Below are 19,623 nucleotides of genomic sequence, written 5' to 3'. Positions count from 1 at the left end.
GTCGAGTGTTGAGAACGCGCTGGTCCGTACCGAAGTACTGAACAGAAGTCAGCGAGTATCGACAGCTTTCCGACTGTCGGCGCACGACTTCGACGGGTGCGGGACCGTTCCTGTCCCTGTTGTGCCGCCTTCGGGAACTGTTCGGGTTGTACGGGTTTGACGCCGGGCCCGCCCGATTCGTCCCGCCGCCGCAGCCCCCGGCGTCGATGATCGTACGGACGGCGGGTGCGGTTAGCATCCGGTGCATGGAGCCGCAGCTGCTGCACAGCGTCGCCGACGGGGTCGCCACCGTCGTCATCCACCATCCGGCCAAGCGCAACGCCATGACGGCCGGCATGTGGCGGGCCCTGCCGCCCCTGCTCGACCGGCTGACCGCGGACGCCGCCGTACGCGTGCTGGTGCTGACGGGCGAGGGCGGGACGTTCTGTGCCGGGGCCGACATCTCCACGCTGCGCGGCTCATCGGACGAGGCCCAGGGGCTTTCGGTGCGGGCCGAGGAGGCACTCGCGGCCTTCCCGAAGCCGACGCTGGCGGCCGTCCGCGGGTACTGCGTGGGCGGCGGCTCCCAGTTGGCGGCGGCCTGTGATCTGCGGTTCGCGCAGGAGGGCGCGCTGTTCGGGGTGACGCCGGCGAAGCTGGGGATCGTCTACCCGGCCTCCTCCACCCGGCGGCTGGTGTCGCTGGTGGGACCCGCGACCGCCAAGTACCTGTTGTTCTCGGGCGAGTTGATCGACACCGAGCGGGCGCTGCGGACGGGCCTGGTGGACGAGGTGCTGCCGGAGGGCGAACTCGGCAAACGTGTCGCCGAGTTCGCCCGGATCCTGGCCGCGCGCTCGCAGCTGACGCAGGCCGCGGCCAAGGAGTTCGCGGACGGGCGCACGGACCGGGACGCCTACTGGTCCGGACAGGCGCGCGGCAGCGGCGACACCGCGGAGGGCGTCGCCGCGTTCCTGGAGCGCCGGCAGCCGCGCTTCACATGGACGGGGTCAGGCTGACGCCGTGCGGCGCCACTGCTCGACCAGGTCGGCCGGTGCCTTCGCCGGGGACCCCGCGTCGTACGGCGGCTGTGGGTCGTACTCCGTGAGCAGCTGAACGGACTGGGCGGCCCGGTCGCCGGCGATCCTGCCGACGAGGGTGAGCCCCATGTCGATGCCCGCGGAGACCCCGGCCGCGGTGACGTACTTGCCGTCGGTCACCACGCGGTCGCCGGTCGACTCCGCTCCGAACTCCGTCAGGTCGTCCAGAGCGAGCCAGTGCGAGGTGGCGCGGCGGCCCTTGAGGAGTCCGGCGGCGGCCAGGATCAGCGAACCCGTGCACACGGACGTGGTCCAGGTGCTGGTGGTGTCGGCGCGGCGCAGCCAGTCGAGCAGGACGTCGCTGCCCATCGCGCCGCTGGGGTCGGGGCCGCCCGGAACGACGACGACGTCCGGGCTCGGGACCTCGGCGAGGGAGCGGTCGGCGATCAGGGACAGACTGTCCCGGTCGTCCCTGACGGGCCCCTTGCGCTCGGCGACGAGGACGACCTCCGCGCCCGGGATGCCACCGAGCATCTGGTACGGGCCCACCGCGTCGAGGACGGTGAAGCCCTCGTAGAGGACGATCGCGATCTGCATGGAGTTCCTTTCGGTGAGTGACTGTCCCGGAGGACGGTTGGGCCGCGGAGGGCACTTCAGCGGGCCGGATGGAAGCGGCGCCGGTATTCGGCCGGGGAGGCGGCGAGGGTCCTGACGAAGGCGCGGCGCATCGCCTCCGGGGTGCCGTAGCCGCAGGCGCGGGAGATCTCCTCGACGCCGTCGGCGGTGTCCTCCAGAAGGCGGCGGGCGTGTTCCAGCCGGACCCGGTCGACGTACCGGCCCGGCGTCACGCCCGTCTCGGCCTGGAAGGCACGGGCGAAGTGGCGGGGCGAGAGCTGCGCGCGGGCGGCGAGCGACGCGACGGACAGCTCGTCGCCGGGGTGTTCGGTGATCCACTGCTGGACTTCGCGCAGCGGCTCGCGCCGGGCGGTCTGGACGGCCAGCTGGGCGCTGAACTGGGCCTGGTTTCCCGGCCGGCGCAGAAAGACGACCAGGTGACGCGCGATGACGAGGGCGGCGTCACGGCCCAGATCCTCCTCGACGAGGGCGAGGGCGAGATCGATTCCGGCGGTCACTCCGGCCGACGTGGCGACGTTTCCGTCGCGTACGTAGATGGGGTCCGGGTCGACCTCGATCGCCGGGTGGTCCCGGGCGAGCTCGGCGCAGTACGCCCAGTGCGTCGTCACCCGGCGGCCGTCCAGGAGACCCGCCGCGGCGAGCAGCCCGGCTCCGGTGCAGACGGAGACCAGGCGCTCGGCGCGCGGGCCGTGCCTCCTCAGCCAGTCGATCAGGCGCGGATCCGCGGTCCGGGTGCCCAGACCGCCCGGGACGACGAGGGTGTGCGGGGCGGGGACGTCCGCCAGCGCGTGGTCCGGGACGAGGGTGAGGCCGCTGGTGGTGCGCACCGGAGCGCCGTCCAGCGAGGCGGTGACGATGCCGTACGAGCCACCGCGGTACACGTCCGCACCCGCGAAGACCTCGATGGGCCCCGTGACGTCGAGGCTCTGCACGTCGTCGAAGAGGACGACCAGGACGGTTCGCATGTGTTGATTCTGGGAGCCGGGACCGATGGCCGCAATGACGAGCACCCCACCTTTCCTGACATGCGCGCACCACGGTTCCTCGCGTACCGACCAGTCGGTAATGTGCTCTCATGACCTCTCTGCCGGAGCGCGCCGGGCGGCGCTGCCACAACGTCCTCAACCCGCTGCACTCGATGCACTACTTCTCCCCCGACCTGGGGCGTGAGCTGGCCGCGGTCGGGATCGACGACGACAGGGGCGCGTACTTCGCCGCACGGGCCGCCGCCATGGGCGCCGTGGGCCCCGGCACGGTGACGGCGACGTTCTACAACTTCAGCCACGAGCTGGTGTCCGGGCACGTGCCCGGGGTGTGGCGGTCCGCGTCCCCGGAGACCGTCCTCGCCGCACGCGTGCGTGCCGTGGACACCACCCTGCGGCGGCTGCTCGGCGAGGAGCTGATCGCCGCCAAGGAGACGGCCGAGGCTGCGGAGCTCGCACTGCGGGCCACCGAGGCGTGCGTGCGGACCGCACGCCCCCTGTACGCCGCGCACGCCGATCTGCCCGTGCCCGAGGAGCCGCACCTGGCGCTCTGGCACGCGGCCACCCTGCTGCGCGAACACCGCGGCGACGGCCACCTCGCGGTGCTGCTCGGCGCCGAACTCGACCCGGTCGAGGCACTGGTGAGCCACACCGCGACCGGCAAGGGCATGGCGCCGCGGTGGGCGCTCGCGACCCGGGGCTGGACCCGGGCGGACTGGGAGGCGGCGGTGGCCCGGCTGCGCGGGCGCGGGCTGCTGGACGCGGAGGGCGAGCTGACCGAGGCCGGCGTGGCCCTGCGCGCGACGATCGAGGCGGATACGGACCGGCTGGACCGGGCCCCCTACGAACAGCTGGGCGCGGCGGGCGTCGAGCGGCTCACGGAGCTGGCCAAGGTGGTGCTGACCACGGCTCTGGCGAATGGGGCGTTCCCCGAAGGCATGATCGGCAAGGACTGAGGTACTCGTTCGTCACCCGGCTTCGTTCGCGTCCGAGCGGGAGTCCGTGCCGGGAGACGAAAGGGGAAGCGCGTGTTTCGTGCGATCGCAGACGTATTGCGGCAGATCGGCGGTGCCATCGCCACAGTGGTGACGCTTCCGTTCCGGGCGCTGGCCCGGTTGTTCGGCGGAGCCTCCGGCTCCGGTGGAGGCCGCAGGGCCTGACCACAGCACGGCCCCGCCTCGCCGGGGCCGCCACGACCTCGGCTCGGGAGCCGGACGCGACCAACGCGTCCGGCTCCCGGCACGTCTGCGGGGCCGCCCTGATCCCCCGCTGTCGGTGCCACCTGCCACAATTGCCGCGCAACCTCTGTGGAGAAGGCGGTACGGGATCGTGACGACACCCCTCGTAGGGTCCATCGAAGGCAGGATCGCCGAGGAACTCGGCGTACGGGAGCGGCAGGTCAAGGCCGCCGTCGACTTGCTCGACGGCGGATCGACGGTGCCCTTCATCGCCCGCTACCGCAAGGAAGCGACCGAGATGCTCGACGATGCGCAGCTGCGCACGCTCGAGGAGCGGCTGCGTTATCTGCGGGAGCTGGAGGAGCGCCGGACGGCGATCCTCGAATCGGTCACCGAGCAGGGCAAGCTCACCGAGGAGCTGGCGGCGCGGATCCGCGGCGCCGAGACCAAGGCGCGGCTGGAGGACATCTACCTGCCCTTCAAGCCGAAGCGGCGCACGAAGGCGCAGATCGCCCGTGAGGCCGGCCTGGAGCCGCTGGCGGAGGGGCTCCTCGGCGACCCGTCGGTCGATCCGCTCGCCGCGGCCGCCGCGTTCGTCGACGAGGGCAAGGGGATCGCCGACGCGCAGGCCGCGTTGGACGGCGCCCGGGCCATCCTCGCCGAGCGGTTCTCGGAGGACGCCGACCTGATCGGCGAGCTGCGTGAGCGGATGTGGACGCGCGGGCGGCTGGCCGCCAAGGTCAAGGAGGGCAAGGAGGAGGCGGGCGCCAAGTTCGCCGACTACTTCGACTTCGCCGAGCCCTTCACCCAGCTGCCCTCGCACCGGGTCCTCGCGATGCTGCGCGGCGAGAAGGAGGACGTGCTCGACCTCGTCCTGGAGCCGGAGGAGCCCTCCGAGCAGCCCGGTCCGTCCTCGTACGAGGGAATGATCGCCCATCGCTTCGGGGTCGCCGACCGCGGCCGTCCGGGCGACAAGTGGCTGACGGACACGGTCCGTTGGTCCTGGCGGACCCGCATCCTGGTGCATCTCGGAATCGATGTGCGGCTGCGGCTGCGGACGACCGCCGAGGACGCGGCGGTCAACGTGTTCGCGACGAACCTGCGGGACCTGCTGCTCGCCGCCCCCGCCGGCACGCGCGCGACGCTCGGGCTCGACCCCGGCTTCCGTACGGGCGTCAAGGTGGCCGTGGTCGACGCGACCGGCAAGGTCGTCGCCACGGACGTCATCCATCCGCACGTCCCGGCCAACAGGTGGGACGAGGCCATCGCCAAGCTGGCCCGGCTCTCCCAGCAGCACGCGGTCGACCTGATCGCCATCGGCAACGGCACGGCGTCCCGCGAGACGGACAAGCTCGCCGGTGAACTCATCACGAAGCACCCGGAGTTGAAGCTCACCAAGGTGATGGTCTCGGAGGCGGGCGCGTCGGTGTACTCGGCGTCCGCGTTCGCCTCGCAGGAGCTGCCCGACATGGACGTTTCGCTGCGCGGAGCGGTGTCCATCGCCCGCCGGCTCCAGGACCCGCTGGCCGAGCTGGTGAAGATCGACCCGAAGTCGATCGGCGTCGGGCAGTACCAGCACGACCTGTCCGAGGTGAAGCTGTCGCGCTCCCTCGACGCCGTGGTCGAGGACTGTGTGAACGGCGTGGGCGTGGACGTCAACACGGCCTCCGCGCCGCTGCTCTCCCGCGTCTCCGGCATCACCTCCGGCCTCGCCGAGAACATCGTGGCGCACCGTGACGCGAACGGGCCCTTCCGGTCCCGCAAGGCGCTCAAGGACGTGGCCCGGCTCGGTCCGAAGGCGTACGAGCAGTGCGCGGGCTTCCTGCGGATCCGTGACGGCGAGGACCCGCTGGACGCGTCCAGCGTGCACCCCGAGGCGTACCCCGTCGTACGGCGCATGGTGAAGACGGCGGGCAGCGAGGTCGCTTCCCTCGTCGGCAACACCGGAGTGCTGCGCTCGCTGAAGCCGGCGGACTTCGTGGACGAGACGTTCGGTCTGCCGACCGTGACGGACATCCTCAAGGAGCTGGAGAAGCCCGGGCGCGACCCGCGGCCCGCCTTCAGGACGGCGACCTTCAAGGACGGTGTCGAGAAGCTCTCCGACCTGGCGTCCGGGATGGTGCTGGAGGGTGTCGTCACCAACGTGGCCGCGTTCGGGGCGTTCGTGGATGTGGGCGTCCACCAGGACGGTCTGGTGCATGTGTCGGCGATGTCCAAGACCTTCGTCAAGGACCCCCGGGACGTCGTGAAGTCCGGGGACATCGTCAAGGTGAAGGTGCTGGAGGTCGACATTCCGCGGAAGCGGATCTCGCTGACGCTGCGGCTCGACGACGAGGCGGCGGCCGCGGAGCCGCAGGAGGGCGGGCGGCCCCAGCGTGGCGGCCGGCCGCCTCAGCAGCGACAGCAGCAGTCGTCGCGCCAGGGCCAGCCGCGTCAGGGGCAGGGCCGCTCCGGCGGGGGATCGCGGCAGGCGCCGCCGCCGGCCAACAGCGCGATGGCGGACGCGTTGCGGCGGGCGGGGCTGACGGATCCCAAGCGGGGCCGGGGCTGACCTTCCGGCAGCCGGGTTCCCGGTAGACGGGAACCCGGCACGGGCGGGGCAGGCGGTGAGCTACCGCTCCGTGACCTTGCCGTCCGCGACCTCCAGGCGGCGGGTGGTGCGGACCGCGTCCAGCATCCGGCGGTCGTGGGTGACCAGGAGCAGTGTGCCCTCGTACGAGTCCAGGGCCGATTCCAGCTGCTCGATGGCCGGCAGGTCGAGGTGGTTCGTCGGCTCGTCGAGGACGAGGAGGTTCACGCCCCGGCCCTGGAGCAGGGCGAGGGCGGAGCGGGTGCGCTCGCCCGGCGAGAGGGTCGCGGCCGGACGCAGCACGTGCTCCGCCTTGAGGCCGAACTTGGCCAGCAGCGTGCGGACTTCGGCCGGCTCCGTGTCCGGTACGGCCGCGCCGAACGCGTCGAGCAGGGACTCCGGCCCGTGGAACAGCTTGCGCGCCTGGTCGACCTCGCCGACGACCACGCCGGAGCCGAGGACGGCGTGTCCCGCGTCCAGCGGCACCCGGCCCAGCAGGGCGGCGAGGAGCGTCGACTTGCCGGCACCGTTCGCGCCGGTGACGGCGACCCGGTCCGCCCAGTCGATCTGCAGCGTCGCGGGGCCGAAGGTGAAGTCGCCGCGCCGCACCTCGGCGTCCCGCAGCGTGGCGACGACGGCGCCCGACCGGGGCGCGGCCGCGATCTCCATCCGCAGCTCCCACTCCTTGCGCGGCTCGTCGACGGTGTCGAGGCGCTCGATCATGCGCTGCGTCTGCCGGGCCTTCGCGGCCTGCTTCTCGCTGGCCTCGCTGCGGAACTTGCGGCCGATCTTGTCGTTGTCGCTGTTCGCCTTGCGCCGGGCGTTCTTGACGCCCTTGTCCATCCAGGAGCGCTGCATCTGGGCCCGGCCCTCCAGCGCGGACCGCTTGTCGGAGTACTCCTCGTAGTCGTCGCGGGCGTGCCGGCGGGCGGTCTCGCGCTCTTCCAGGTAGGCCTCGTAGCCACCGCCGTACAGGGTGATCTGCTGCTGTGCGTGGTCGAGTTCGAGGACCTTGGTCACCGTGCGGGTGAGGAACTCGCGGTCGTGGCTGACGACGACGGTGCCCGCGCGCAGGCCGCTCACGAAGCGTTCGAGCCGTTCCAGGCCGTCCAGATCGAGATCGTTCGTGGGCTCGTCGAGCAGGAACACGTCGTAGCGGGACAGCAGGAGCGAGGCGAGTCCCGCGCGGGCGGCCTGGCCGCCGGACAGCGAGGTCATCAGCTGGTCGAGGCCGACGCCGAGGCCGAGGGAGTCGGCGACCTCCTCGGAACGTTCGTCGAGGTCGGCGCCGCCGAGGCCGAGCCAGCGCTCCAGGGAGGTGGCGTACGCGTCGTCCGCTCCCGGCGTCCCGTCCACGAGGCCCTGGGTCGCCTCGTCCATCACGCGCTGTGCCTCGGCGATGCCGGTGCGGCGGGCGAGGAACTCCCGCACGGTCTCGCCGGGCCGGCGCTCCGGCTCCTGCGGCAGATGTCCGACGGTCGCGCTCGGCGGGGAGAGCCGCAGCTCCCCCTCCTCCGGGGCGAGCAGTCCGGCGAGCAGCCGCAGCAACGTGGATTTGCCCGCGCCATTGGCACCGACGAGCCCGATCACGTCTCCGGGCGCGACGACGAGGTCGAGTCCGGAGAAGAGCGAGCGGTCGCCGTGTCCGGCGGCGAGATTCTTGGCGACGAGAGTGGCAGTCATCAGGAGCCCGATCCTACCGAGTGCGGCTGCGCGCCTGCTCAGCGCGCCATCGCCGTCACCAGCACGCTCCCCGAGGTCCGCGCCACCACGAAGGACTCCCCCTTGACGGCCTTCGCGTCGAGGGCGATGCGATGGCGGCCCGTTTCGAGGATGTCGTCGAAGACCTCGTGGACGTGGGTGCGGTACAGGCGGTCGAGACGGTAGGCGGTCAGCCGGACGCGGCAGGTGGAGGTGACCTCGACCGCGGCCTCGCCGTCGGCGGCGATCAGCCGGGTGAGGCGGCGCAGTTCGAGGGGGCGGCGGTCCAGCGCGTGTTCGATCTGGGCGACGAGGAGCGGGATGACGGGGGCCAGGCCGTCGACGTACGCGACGTCGACCTCGGCGCGGTCGAAGGACCGGCGTACGGCGGCACGTTCCTGCTCGCCGACGGCGCGGCCGAAGGCCACCGCACCGTAGCCGCGCAGTTCGTCGGCCGGGACGTCGGCGGCGTCGTGCGTGATGTCGGCGCCGATGCCGATGGTGCGCAGGGCGGCGGCGAGCTTGGCGAGGACGGCGACGCGGGCGCCGATGAGCAGGACCCGGCGCCCGGCGCCGCCGTCACTGTCGAGCAGGGAGCTCAGGGCGCTGCGGTACTCGCCGCCGTGGAAACGGAACGGGCCGATTCCGTGGTAGCCGTTGAGCTCCAGGTCCGCCCGCTCATCGGTCTGCCAGGCGAAGTCGCGCCAGACGAAGTCGTCGCCGGCCCGCTCGATCACCGCGGTGACGGCTCCGCAGCCGATGCCCTCGCACTCGGGACAGCCGTAGATGACGTAGCGGCCGTCGGCCAGGGGTGCCCCGGCCTCCAGCAGAAGGCTGCGCACCTGCTCGGAGAAGATCGCGGGCGGTACGTCGGAGGCGAGCGGGGAGACGGCGTCGAGGTCGGAGAGCTGGAACAGCAGGGGACGTCCGTCGACGACGAAGTCGACGAAGTCCCGGTGCACTTGGTAGTCACCGTTGGCGAGGACTCCACCGGCACGCATCGCCGGTGCCAGGCCGAAGGTCGCATACTCGGGGGACATGGTGTGAGTATTCCCAGAGTGAGCCTGATGTGAGCACGGCATGACATATTCCGCTAACGTCCCCGCGTGGACATGGACTTGAGCGGCGATGTGATCGTGGTCGGCAGCGGCGTCATCGGGCTGACGACGGCTGTCGTCCTGGCCGAGAGCGGCCGACGGGTGAGGGTGTGGACGCGGGAGCCCGCCGAGCGCACCACCTCGGCGGTTGCGGGCGCGCTGTGGTGGCCCTACCGCATCGAGCCGGAGGCGAAGGCCCGTGCATGGGCGCTTCAATCACTCACGGTCTACGAGGAGTTGGCGCGGCATCCCGAGGAAACCGGCGTACGCCTGGTCGAGGGCGTACAGGGCGAGTCGCGAGTGGACGAGCAGGACGGGTGGACCAGCCGCATACCGGGACTGCGGGCGTCGACGGCCGAGGAGTACGCCGGTACGGGGCTGTGGGCGCGGCTGCCGCTGATCGACATGCCGGTGCACCTGCGGTGGCTGCGGGAGCGGTTCCTGAAGTCGGGCGGGGTGATCGAGACGCGCACGGTGGCGGATCTCGCGGAGGCCGGGGCGCCGGTCGTCGTCAACTGCACGGGGCTGGGCGCCCGCGAGCTCGTACCGGATCCGGCGGTGCGGCCGGTGCGCGGGCAGCTCGTGATCGTCGAGAACCCCGGCATCCGGACCTATCTCGTCTCCACCGACGCGACGGCGGGGACAACCACGTACTTCTTCCCGCACCCCGACCGGCTGATCCTGGGCGGCACGGCCGATGAGGACGAGTGGTCGCTGTCGCCCGACCCGGCGGTGGCCGCCCGGATCGTCGCGCGGTGCGCGGCGCTGCGCCCCGAGATCGCCGGGGCGCGCGTGCTCGACCACCGGGTGGGGCTGCGGCCGGTCCGCCACGCGGTGCGCATCGAGCGTGAACCGCTCGCCGACGGACGGCTGTTGGTGCACAACTACGGTCACGGTGGCGGGGGCGTCACGGTGGCCTGGGGCTGCGCGCGGGAGGCGGCGGCACTCGCCTCCCGCTGAGCCGACGCGAGGCGGCACTCGCCTCCCGCTGAGCCGACGCGTGATCCGCTGCGGAGCGGAGCCCGGTTCGCGCGGTCCATGGAGGACCCGCCCGGCCCGGCGCGAGCCCCGCTCCCGGCCCCGGCCGCGTCGTGAGCGTGCCGTCGGGGCCGGGCACCGGCTCCGACGGCTCAGCCGTGGTCGTGCCCCAGCGGATCGCCCTCCTTGTCCGTGCCGGCGCCCGGTCCCACCCTGATCTCGAATTCGCCGTCGTACCTCTTGTGCCCCTCGATCACGGCGAGGGCGACGGCCTCGGCGCCCATCTCGCCCCGCACGATGAGCGGATCCCGGCGCAGGTCGCGCATGAGGGCCACGCACATCCCGATCATGACGAGCACGAAAGGCGCGGCGGCGAGGATCGTGAGGTTCTGCAGCCCGGTGAGGGCGTCGCCCTGGCCGCTGCCGACGAGCAGCATGATGGCGGCGACGGCTCCGGTCACGACGCCCCAGAACACCACGACGACACGGGCCGGTTCGAGAGCGCCCTTCTGGGAGAGGGTGCCCATCACGATCGAGGCGGCGTCGGCGCCCGAGACGAAGAAGATGCCCACCAGGATCATCACCAGCAGGCTGGAGGCGGTGGCGACGGGGAACTCGTGCAACACACCGAAGAGTTGGCCCTCGGGAGTCGACTCACCGCCGAGCTGCCCGTTCTCCTCGAGCTTCATCGCCGTACCGCCGAAGACCGCGAACCAGACCAGACTGACGCTGCTCGGGACGAGGATGACACCGCCGACGAACTGCCGGATGGTGCGGCCGCGGCTGATCCGGGCGATGAACATGCCGACGAAGGGCGTCCAGGAGATCCACCACGCCCAGTAGAAGACGGTCCAGCTGCCCAGCCACTCCGCGACTCCCTTGCCGCCGCTCGCCTCGGTGCGGCCGGCGAGCTGGGGTAGATCACCGAGGTAGGCGAAGATCGACGTGGGCAGCAGGTCGAGGACCACGATGGTCGGGCCCGCGATGAACACGAACACGGCGAGCACCAGCGCGAGCACCATGTTGATGTTGGACAGCCACTGGATGCCCTTCTCCACACCGGACACGGCCGAGGCGACGAACGCCACGGTCAGGACACCGATGATGGTCACGAGCAGGGTCGTGCTCACCTTGGCCATCCAGTCCAGTTCCTTGAAACCGGAGCCGATCTGCAGCGCACCGAGGCCCAGTGAGGCCGCCGAGCCGAAGACGGTGGCGATGATCGCCAGAATGTCGATCACCCGGCCCGCGGTGCCGTTGGCGTGCCGCTCGCCGATGAGCGGGGTGAAGACCGCGCTGATGGTCTGGCGCCGGCGCTTGCGGAAGGTGCTGTACGCGATGCCGAGGCCGACCACCGCGTAGATCGCCCAGGGGTGGAGGGTCCAGTGGAAGAGGGTGGTGGCCATCGCCGTCTCCATGCGTTCGCCGGAGTCGGCGGGCGTGGTGCCCGGCGGGGGCGTGACGTAGTGCGACAGCGGCTCGTTCACGCCGTAGAACATCAGGCCGATGCCCATGCCGGCGCTGAACATCATCGCCACCCATGACACGGTGCGGAACTCCGGCTCCTCGCCCTCGTCGCCGAGGTGGATCCTGCCGTAGCGGCTGACGGCGAGCCACAGCGCGAAGACCACGAAGCAGGAGGCGGCCAGCATGAAGGCCCAACCGCCGTTGTGGATCAGCCCGTTGAGCATCGTGGTGGAGACGCTCTTCAGCGAGTCCGTGGCGACCGAACCCCAGACCACGAAGGCCAGGGTGAGCGCCGCGGTCACGCCGAACACCACTCGGTCGGTGGACTGGCCGGTGTCGCCGGGGGCGTGCGCCGGGTCTCCCCGGCCTTCCTTTTCCGTCGGGTCGTCTGTCATCGGCGGCACCTTCCCTGGAAGCCGTATGGGCGCTTTGCCCCATTGCGCCCATACGGCCTATCACAGGTGCCGCCGCATCACCTGGCTCAGCAGCCGGTGTCGGGCTCTCCGGCCGCGAGGTGGTACGGCGCGCGCTCGTCGAGCAGAAGCGGGACGAGCGCACGCAGGGACTGTCGCAGCGGCACGAGGACGCCGTCGGCGTCGCGCCGCACATGGACGCCGTGCAGCGCAAGTTCGTCGCCCACGTCGGCGAACTGCTCCGCGGTGAGCCGGTACCCGCAGGGCGGGTTCTGGATCACCTCGGCAGGCTCGGCCGGGTCGTTGTCGGCGCCGCCCAGGTACACCGGCCCGCTGTCCCGGTAGCCGGCGATCCGGGCCGCTCCGGTGGCGGCCGCGAGGCGTCGGCCACGTTCACCGGTGAAGGTGAACAGGCCGCCCAGCGCGGCCAGTTGGGAGCCGACCCGGCGCCGGTGGTTCAGGGCGGGATCCGCCTGCTCGGCGTCGGTGAGCGCGTCGACGCGGCTTTCGATGAGCAGTCCGGCGGAGTGCTTGACGCCCGACATGTTCCGCAGGATGCGCTCCTGTCCGTCGCCCGCGGTCTGCTTGACCGGGTCGCCGGTCACGGGGTCGGTCCAGATGCCGTACGTGCCCGTCGAGTAGCCGACCCGCTGGGCGGCGGGCCGTACGTACTCCTGCGACAGGGTGTGCGCCGCGTCGTGCACGGCAGTGTCGGTGTTGAGGTTGCGCGGCCAGAGGTCGAAGAGGTCCTTGTCGTAGTACTTGGGTGTGGCGCCGTACTCGTGCAGGTCGTAGACGACGTCGGGTTCGCGGTCGCGGAGGACCGCGGCCATGGCGCGCGCCTCGGCCGTCCTGAGGGCGAGGTGGTCGCGGTTGATGTCGACGCCCTCGCTGTTCTCACGGGTGTCGGCGGCGCGGCCGTCGGGGTTGGCGGTGGGCACCACGAGCAGGGTGGTGCTCTTCAGGAACCGCTGGGTCCGCTGGTCCTTGGCGTACGCCAGGTCGCGGATCGTGGTGAGACAGGCCTCGCGGCCGGACGGCTCGTCACCGTGCTGGGAGCAGACCAGGAGCACGGTGGTCGCCGTGCGATGGGCGCCGACGCGGACGAGCTGGAGCGGGCGGCCCTGCCGGGTGGTGCCGATACGGTCGACGGACACCCGGCCGCTCGCCCTGTCGACGGCTGCGAGGAAGTCCTGCTCCTCGGGCTGTGTCGTCCAGCGGGCCCCGTCGGTCCGCTCGAATCCGGTGCGCGGCGGGGTGGCGGTGGCGTGGGCGGGCACGGTCAGCAGAGGCGCGGCCAGGGCCGTGGCGGTGACCGCCACGGCCAGGGCGCGGGTGCTCAGGGGCATCAGCGGCTGTCTCCCGGGACACGGTGGGCCTGCGGGTCGCGTACGCCGTCGAGGACGGACGTGGGCGACGCGGCGGAGGAGCCGGCCGTCGCCCGGGTGAAGGCGCCGGCGCCGCCGACCAGCGGGACCCGGGCCGACGTACGGGACAGGTCGAGGGTGAGCGTCGGTGTGGTCGACGGCGGGTCGATCAGGTCCTTGTCGGTGCCCGCGACGATGAGCGCGAGCCGGTGGCCCTTCGGGACGACGTGGTCGCCGGCCGCCAGGTCGAGCGTGATCGTGTACGCCTTGCCCGGTGTGAGCGGGACGCCCTTCGTGGCCGAGGCGTAGTTGCCGAGATCCGCCCAGCCACGGCTGAAGACGGTGTAGTCCACGTCCGCCGTCGTCGCCCGTGTCTCCTTGAAGCAGGAGGTGTCCCCGGCGGTGCTCGGCCCCCAGCAGGTGCGGTCGGTGAGCGTCGTGATGCCTTCGCCGGCGGCGGCGTAGTCGCGGATCGTGTCCGGGCCCAGGTCGACCAGGACCGCGGAGAGATGGGCCGTGGACGTGGTCGGCGTGGCCGTGACCGTCACCTTGGAGGAGCCGGAGAGCCGGAGGTCGCGGGTGAGCGGCTTGGTGACGAAGCCGGCCTTGTCGGGGGTCGACCGGTCGATGTTCGCGGCCCAGTCGGTCTCGCTGAGCTGCGGGTCGTCCGTGAAGGTCTCGGTCCCGGACTGCTTACGGAGCCCGAGGGTGCCGACGCCGGCCTGGGTGCCCGTGGCCGGACGCAGGCTCACGCTCTCCGTGCCGCGCGGCGGCCAGGTGGCGGAGGTGACCCAGGTGTCGGGGCTGCGCTCGATGTCGGCCACGGGCTCGTCGTCGATGCCGTTGTCGTAGCCGAGGAGTTCGTGGTCGAACCAGCGGTGCAGGGTGTCGACCCAGGCGGTGCGGCGGAAGTCGAAGGGGTCGACGTGGCCGGTCTGGGAGAGCCAGATCTTGCGCTCGACGCCGTTCTTGGAGAGGGCGCTCCACCACTGGCCGAAGTGCTTGGTGCGCACGTTGAGGTCCTGCATGCCGTGCACGACGAAGACGCTGGCCTCGACGCGGTCGGCGTGGCGCACGTAGTCGCGTTCGGTCCACAGCGACGTCCAGTCACCGGTGCGCGGCGCCTGGTCGACGAGCTTCTGCTGCACGGCCGCGCACCGGATGCGGGCGGCCGGGCTCTCCACGTAGTCGGACAGCCAGTCGGGGCCGGAGTCGTAGAGCGGGGCGCCCTTGGCGAAGTAGTAGTCGTACCAGGAGGAGATGGCGCTGATCGGGACGATCGTCTTCAGGCCCTCGACTCCGGTGGCGGCGACTCCGTTGGCGATCGTGCCGTCGTAGCTCTTGCCGATCATGCCGGTCTTGCCGTTGGTCCAGCCGGCCTTGGCCTTCGCGGTGCCGGTGCGGGTGGTGTAGCCCTTGGCCCGGCCGTTCAGCCAGTCGATCACGGCCTTCGCGGACTGGACGTCGGAGCGGCCGCCGACGTCCACGCAGCCGTCGGAGCGGTTGGTGCCGGCCAGGTCGACGCCGACGAAGGCGTAGCCGCGCGGCACGAAGTAGTTGTCGTAGAAGAGCGGCATCTGGACGACGTTGCCGTTCGCGTCGTACGTCTTCTTCTGGCTCTCGTTGCCGCGTCCGCAGCAGGAGTAGTACGGGCTCGCGTCCATGATCACGGGGACCTTGCGGCCCTGCTGGGCGGGTTCGCGGGGGCGGACGATGTCGACGGCGACGCGGTCGGTCTTTCCGTCGCTGTCGCCGTCCAGTCCGGTGTCGACCCAGACGGATTCGCGGATGGCGTTCTCGTAGGAGTAGACCGGTGTGCTCTCCCGGGGCGCGCTGTGGGCGGCGACGGGGGACACGAAGGCGGCCAGCAGGGCGGCGGTGGCCGCGGTCGCGAGCGATCTCCAGGTGGTGAGGCGCACACGGCGCGCACGTATCGGCATGCGCGGAAGGTACCCCGGTCAACTCCCGCGCAAAAGGGGGTTCTTGCAAGGTGCATGGGACGCAATGGCTCATGTCGGCCGAATGGCGATCGTGTGACGGGTGGGGCCATGGACATGACCGGGGCAGCCGGGACTGAATAGGCTCCGAACAGACTTCGTGCCCCTACCACTTGGAGCTTGACGTGCACCGCAGATTCATCGCCCCGGGCGCACTCGTGGCCTCCCTGCTGCTGGCGATCCCGGCATCGGCGGCCAGTTACTCCCCCGGGGCGCCGGGCATCGGCGACCCCTACTACCCGGCCTACGGGAACGGCGGATACGACGTCTCCCACTACGACCTGCGGCTGCGGTACGAGCCGAAGACGGACGAGCTGGAGGGCACGGCGACGCTGCTGGCCACCGCCAAGCAGGACCTGTCCCGGTTCAATCTGGACTTCCTGCTCGATGTGAGCGAGGTGCGGGTCAACGGCGCGAAGGCGACCTTCAAGACCTCGGGCCAGCACGAACTGGAGATCACCCCGGCGACGCCGCTGCCGAAGGGCACTGCGGCCACGATCGTGGTGCGCTACAGCGGAGTGCCGTCCACCAAGACCGCCTACGGCTTCTCCACCTGGCACCGCACCCCGGACGGCGCCGTCGCCGCGGACGAGCCCGAGTCGGCGTGGTGGTGGTTCCCGAGCAACGACCACCCGCTCGACAAGGCGACCTACGACGTGTCGGTGTCCGTCCCGGACGGTTCGCAGGCGATCTCCAACGGCACGCTCCAGTCGACGAGTTCGAAGCTGGGCCGGACCGTCTACAACTGGCGCTCCAACAAGCCGCAGGCCACGTATCTGACCACGCTGGCGGTCGGCAGGTTCGACATCACGACAGGGAAGACGTCCGACGGCATCCCGGTCATCAACGCCTACAGCAAGGACCTCGGCGACAACGACGGGGCCGCGCGGGCGAGCGTGGAGCGCACCGGCGAGATCGTCGACTGGCTGACCGGCTACCTGGGCCCGTACCCCTTCAGCGCGGTCGGCGGATACGTCCCGAACACCACGACCGGGTACGCGCTGGAGACCCAGACGCGCGTGTTCTACAGCCCCAAGCAGTTCGCGAACGGGTCGAACACCTCGGTCGTCGTCCACGAGCTGGCCCACCAGTGGTACGGCGACAGCGTGTCGCTCTCCGGCTGGAAGGACATCTGGATCAACGAGGGCTTCGCGCGGTACGCGCAGTGGCTGTGGTCGGAGCACGAGGGCGAGGGGACGACGCAGGAGCTCGCCGACTACGTGTACGCGTCGCACCCCGCTGACGACGCGTTCTGGACGGTCGAGCCCGGTGACCCGGGTGCGGACAACCAGTTCGACATCGCCGTGTACGACCGGGGCGCACTGGCCGTGCAGGAGCTGCGCAACGAGGTCGGGGACGACGCCTTCTTCGCCATTCTGAAGGGCTGGCCGAAGGAGCACCCGTACGGGAACGCGTCGGTTGCCGACTTCCAGAAGTTCGCGGAGAAGGTGTCCGGCAAGCCGCTCGCCGAGCTCTTCGACACGTGGCTGTACCAGCCGTCGAAGCCGAGCGCGTCGGCGGCGGGTGCGTCGCTCACCTCGTCCCGGACGGCGAAGGCGCCGGTCCAGCCGAAGTCGTGGAAGAAGATCGCGGCGACCGACTCCGTGCACTGACCGGTTCTCCGTGCGCTGACCGGTTCTCCGTGCGCTGATTCGTTTCCGGGTCAGCGCCTCGCCCGCCCCGCCCCGCCCGGCTCGGGGCGGGCAGCCGGTCCGTCGCCCGGCGTCGGTTGCCCGTCGGCCGGCGTCGGTTGCCCCGCGCGTGTGGCGCTCGTCCGGTTGCGGGCAGGCGTCGCCCGGCGTCGATTGTCCTGCGCATGCGGCGCTCGCCCGGCATCGGTTGCCCCTCGGTCGGCGTCGGCTGCCCCGCCGGCCCGGCGTCAGTTGCTCCACTCGGCGCGGGCCGCCACCGGTTCGCCGACGATGCGGTGCGCCAGCTCCGAGGCCAACTCCGAGACGGACATACGGAGTTCGGCCTCGGCGGCCAGCCGTTCGGCCGCGATGCGTTCCTGCCCTGCGATCAGGAACGCATCGCGCTCCCGCTGCCCGTCCGCACGGGCCTCGGCGATCAGGGCGGCCCCCTGCTCGCGGGCCTGCTGACGCGTCCGGGCGGCGTCGCGGCGCGCCTCGGCAAAAAGGACCTCCGTCCTGTCGCGCTCGCCCTCGGCGCGGGCGCGCACGGCCGCGGCACGGTCCGCGGCACCCGTGATCGCGTCGTCCCGCGCCTCCAGGACCCTGTTCATCCGCGGCAGCAGCCGGGCCAGGAGCAGGAAGCACAGGGCGAACAACGGCAGCGCGAAGACGAGGTCCTGCACCTTCGGGTTGAGCGGGCCGATGGGGTACGGAATGAGGTCCATACCCCTGACCTACCCGCTCATGCGTGCGCAACAACGCGCATCTGCGCCGACGTTGACCGAAAGTCACCCCTCGACGGCACGTCCGGGCGGGCCGTCGGCCACCCACCGAGAACCCGTCCGGTCCACGCTCCGCGGCACCGTCGGCACGGCACCACCCCGCGGCACCGCACCCCGCTCAGCCCCCGTGGTCGTACACCGTCACCGGTATCCCCCGCCGCGCCAGCCGCCGGATGACAAGGGGCTCGACGCGGGACCACTTGCTAGTGGGTGAGCTTGTCCAGTTCCTGGTCCTCGTCGCGGGAGACCCGGCGGCGGACCGCGAACCAGCCGCCGACCAGCAGGAGGGCGATGAGCGGGATGAGGGCCAGCGTCTTGCGGCCCACCTCGGGGTCGTTCCACATCAGGCCGAGCACGGCGATCAGGAAGACGATCGTGACGATCTCGGTGAACGGGCTGCCGGGGAGCCGGAAGGACGGGCGGGCGACCAGCCCCTCCCTGGCGCGGCGGACGAAGACCAGGTGACAGATCATGATGATCACCCAGGTGCTGATGATGCCCAGGGACGCCACGTTCAGGACGATCTCGAAGGCCTGGCTCGGCATGAGGTAGTTCAGGCCGACGCCCAGTACGCACACCGCGCAGGTCAGCAGGATGCCGCCGTACGGGACCTGGCTGCGGTTCATCCTCGCGGTGAACTTGGGGGCCGAGCCCGCCATCGCCATGGAGCGCAGGATGCGGCCGGTGGAGTACAGGCCGGAGTTCAGCGACGACATGGCGGCGGTGAGGACCACCAGGTTCATGACGTCGCCGGCCGCTGGGACACCGATCTTCGACAGGACCGTGACGAAGGGGCTCTGGTCGGCCGAGTAGACGGATCCGGGCAGCAGCAGGGCGAGCAGGACGACCGAGCCGACGTAGAAGAGGCCCACGCGCCACATGATCGAGTTCACCGCGCGCGGGACGACCTTCTCCGGCTCGGCGGTCTCGCCCGCGGCGACGCCGACCAGTTCCAGCGCGGCGTACGCGAAGATCACGCCCTGCATCACCAGGACGACCGGCATCATCCCGTGCGGGAGAAGGCCGCCGTGGTCCGCGATGACGCTGACGCCGGGCGTAGTGCCGCCCACCTCGTGCTGGGTGGCCAGCAGGAAGATGCCGATGAGCATGAAGCCGACCAGCGTGGCGACCTTGATGATCGCGAACCAGAACTCCATCTCGCCGAAGATCTTCACCGAGATCAGGTTCACGGCCAGCACCACCGCGAGTGCGATCAGTGCCAGCGTCCACTGCGGGATGTCGGTGAACAGGCTCCAGTAGTGCGTGTAGAGCGCGATCGCGGTGATGTCCGCGATACCGGTCGTGGACCAGTTGAGGAAGTACATCCAGCCGGCGACGTACGCGCCCTTCTCGCCGAGGAACTCGCGCGCGTACGACACGAAGGACCCGGAGGAGGGCCGGTACAGGACCAGCTCACCGAGGGCGCGTACGACGAAGAAGGCGAAGACGCCGCAGACGAGGTAGGCGACGGCGAGGGCGGGGCCTGCGGTGTGGAGGCGGCCGCCCGCTCCCAGGAAGAGTCCGGTGCCTATCGCTCCGCCGATCGCGATCATGTTGACGTGGCGGGGCTTGAGGTCCTTGCTGTAACCGGCGTCGCCCGCGTCCGCGGGCCGCTGGGCCGCTTCCGTGCGGGATGCGGCCATGGCCGTGTCTACGGCGTCCTTGCTCACGGGTGGATCCACTCTCTGGTGCCCCCGCGTACGCGGTACGCGGGTGTCCGGATGTGCCTCGGCCCGCACCCGTTCCGACGCAGCACAGACCAAGGCGACACCTTCCCCCAGAGATCGCCCCGCATGCGGTGGCACATG

At 71.3% G+C, this 19,623-nt stretch carries 15 protein-coding genes and 1 pseudogene; 6 read left to right on the top strand and 10 right to left on the bottom strand.

The genetic code is table 11. The features are described from left to right. Positions 1–245: 245 nt before the first annotated feature. A complete protein-coding gene (locus tag ACFWM2_RS02305; RefSeq protein ID WP_383272089.1) occupies positions 246–995 on the top strand; it encodes an enoyl-CoA hydratase/isomerase family protein in 750 nt (249 codons plus the stop codon). Here the strand turns inward: ACFWM2_RS02305 and ACFWM2_RS02300 are convergent. Beyond that, complete coding sequence (locus ACFWM2_RS02300; RefSeq protein WP_383272087.1) at positions 987–1,613, bottom strand: DJ-1/PfpI family protein; 627 nt, start codon at positions 1,611–1,613, stop codon at positions 987–989. The genes ACFWM2_RS02305 and ACFWM2_RS02300 overlap by 9 nt on opposite strands. Positions 1,614–1,669: 56 nt before the next feature. Continuing rightward, positions 1,670–2,617, bottom strand: coding sequence for a GlxA family transcriptional regulator (locus ACFWM2_RS02295; RefSeq protein WP_383272085.1), 948 nt, complete (start codon positions 2,615–2,617; stop codon positions 1,670–1,672). A gap of 110 nt (positions 2,618–2,727) precedes the next feature. On the opposite strand from ACFWM2_RS02295, the gene ACFWM2_RS02290 reads away from it, so the two are divergent. From ACFWM2_RS02290 to ACFWM2_RS02280, 3 genes are all read left to right on the top strand, one after another. After that, on the top strand, positions 2,728–3,591 hold the full coding sequence (locus tag ACFWM2_RS02290; RefSeq protein WP_383272083.1) for a hypothetical protein: 864 nt from the start codon (positions 2,728–2,730) through the stop codon (positions 3,589–3,591). A gap of 72 nt (positions 3,592–3,663) precedes the next feature. Continuing rightward, complete coding sequence (locus tag ACFWM2_RS02285; protein ID WP_383272081.1) at positions 3,664–3,795, top strand: LPFR motif small protein; 132 nt, start codon at positions 3,664–3,666, stop codon at positions 3,793–3,795. Between the two features lie 169 nt (positions 3,796–3,964). Continuing rightward, complete coding sequence (locus tag ACFWM2_RS02280) at positions 3,965–6,364, top strand: Tex family protein (RefSeq protein WP_383272080.1); 2,400 nt, start codon at positions 3,965–3,967, stop codon at positions 6,362–6,364. Between the two features lie 60 nt (positions 6,365–6,424). Here the strand turns inward: ACFWM2_RS02280 and ACFWM2_RS02275 are convergent, their stop codons facing one another. Continuing rightward, complete coding sequence (locus tag ACFWM2_RS02275; protein ID WP_383272078.1) at positions 6,425–8,065, bottom strand: ABC-F family ATP-binding cassette domain-containing protein; 1,641 nt, start codon at positions 8,063–8,065, stop codon at positions 6,425–6,427. A 38-nt stretch (positions 8,066–8,103) separates the two neighbouring features. Continuing rightward, positions 8,104–9,123, bottom strand: a complete 1,020-nt coding sequence (locus ACFWM2_RS02270; RefSeq protein ID WP_383272076.1) for an oxidoreductase — start codon at positions 9,121–9,123, stop codon at positions 8,104–8,106. 72 nt (positions 9,124–9,195) lie between these two features. Between ACFWM2_RS02270 and ACFWM2_RS02265 the strand changes: the two genes are divergently transcribed. Beyond that, a complete protein-coding gene (locus ACFWM2_RS02265) occupies positions 9,196–10,140 on the top strand; it encodes an FAD-dependent oxidoreductase (protein ID WP_383274069.1) in 945 nt (314 codons plus the stop codon). 170 nt (positions 10,141–10,310) lie between these two features. Here ACFWM2_RS02265 and ACFWM2_RS02260 read toward each other — a convergent pair whose 3' ends face one another. The 3 genes from ACFWM2_RS02260 to ACFWM2_RS02250 form a co-directional block, all read right to left on the bottom strand. Further along, positions 10,311–12,020, bottom strand: coding sequence for a BCCT family transporter (locus tag ACFWM2_RS02260; RefSeq protein ID WP_383272074.1), 1,710 nt, complete (start codon positions 12,018–12,020; stop codon positions 10,311–10,313). Positions 12,021–12,106: 86 nt separating this feature from the next. Next, positions 12,107–13,387, bottom strand: coding sequence for a M14 family metallocarboxypeptidase (locus ACFWM2_RS02255; protein ID WP_383272072.1), 1,281 nt, complete (start codon positions 13,385–13,387; stop codon positions 12,107–12,109). Next, entirely contained in the window at positions 13,387–15,345 is a 1,959-nt protein-coding gene (locus ACFWM2_RS02250; protein WP_383272070.1) for a Xaa-Pro dipeptidyl-peptidase, read from the bottom strand. The genes ACFWM2_RS02255 and ACFWM2_RS02250 overlap by 1 nt, the downstream gene beginning before the upstream one ends. A gap of 182 nt (positions 15,346–15,527) precedes the next feature. Between ACFWM2_RS02250 and ACFWM2_RS02245 the strand changes: the two genes are divergently transcribed. After that, the gene (locus ACFWM2_RS02245; RefSeq protein ID WP_383272068.1) at positions 15,528–17,015 is read left to right on the top strand and encodes a M1 family metallopeptidase; all 1,488 of its coding nucleotides are present in this window, start codon (positions 15,528–15,530) and stop codon (positions 17,013–17,015) included. A gap of 266 nt (positions 17,016–17,281) precedes the next feature. On the opposite strand, the gene ACFWM2_RS02240 is transcribed toward ACFWM2_RS02245, so the two are convergent. The 3 genes and pseudogenes from ACFWM2_RS02240 to ACFWM2_RS02230 form a co-directional block, all read right to left on the bottom strand. Then, complete coding sequence (locus ACFWM2_RS02240) at positions 17,282–17,758, bottom strand: hypothetical protein (RefSeq protein WP_383272066.1); 477 nt, start codon at positions 17,756–17,758, stop codon at positions 17,282–17,284. 175 nt (positions 17,759–17,933) lie between these two features. Then, positions 17,934–18,017 (bottom strand): annotated as a pseudogene (locus ACFWM2_RS02235) (Appr-1-p processing protein); the annotation flags it as partial. Position 18,018: 1 nt separating this feature from the next. Beyond that, positions 18,019–19,485, bottom strand: a complete 1,467-nt coding sequence (locus tag ACFWM2_RS02230; protein WP_383272064.1) for an amino acid permease — start codon at positions 19,483–19,485, stop codon at positions 18,019–18,021. Between the last annotated feature and the right edge of the window lie 138 nt (positions 19,486–19,623).

The sequence above is a fragment of the Streptomyces sp. NPDC058371 genome, from assembly GCF_042723265.1.
GTDB lineage: Bacteria > Actinomycetota > Actinomycetes > Streptomycetales > Streptomycetaceae > Streptomyces.
This window is presented reverse-complemented; position numbering and strand designations above follow the sequence as displayed.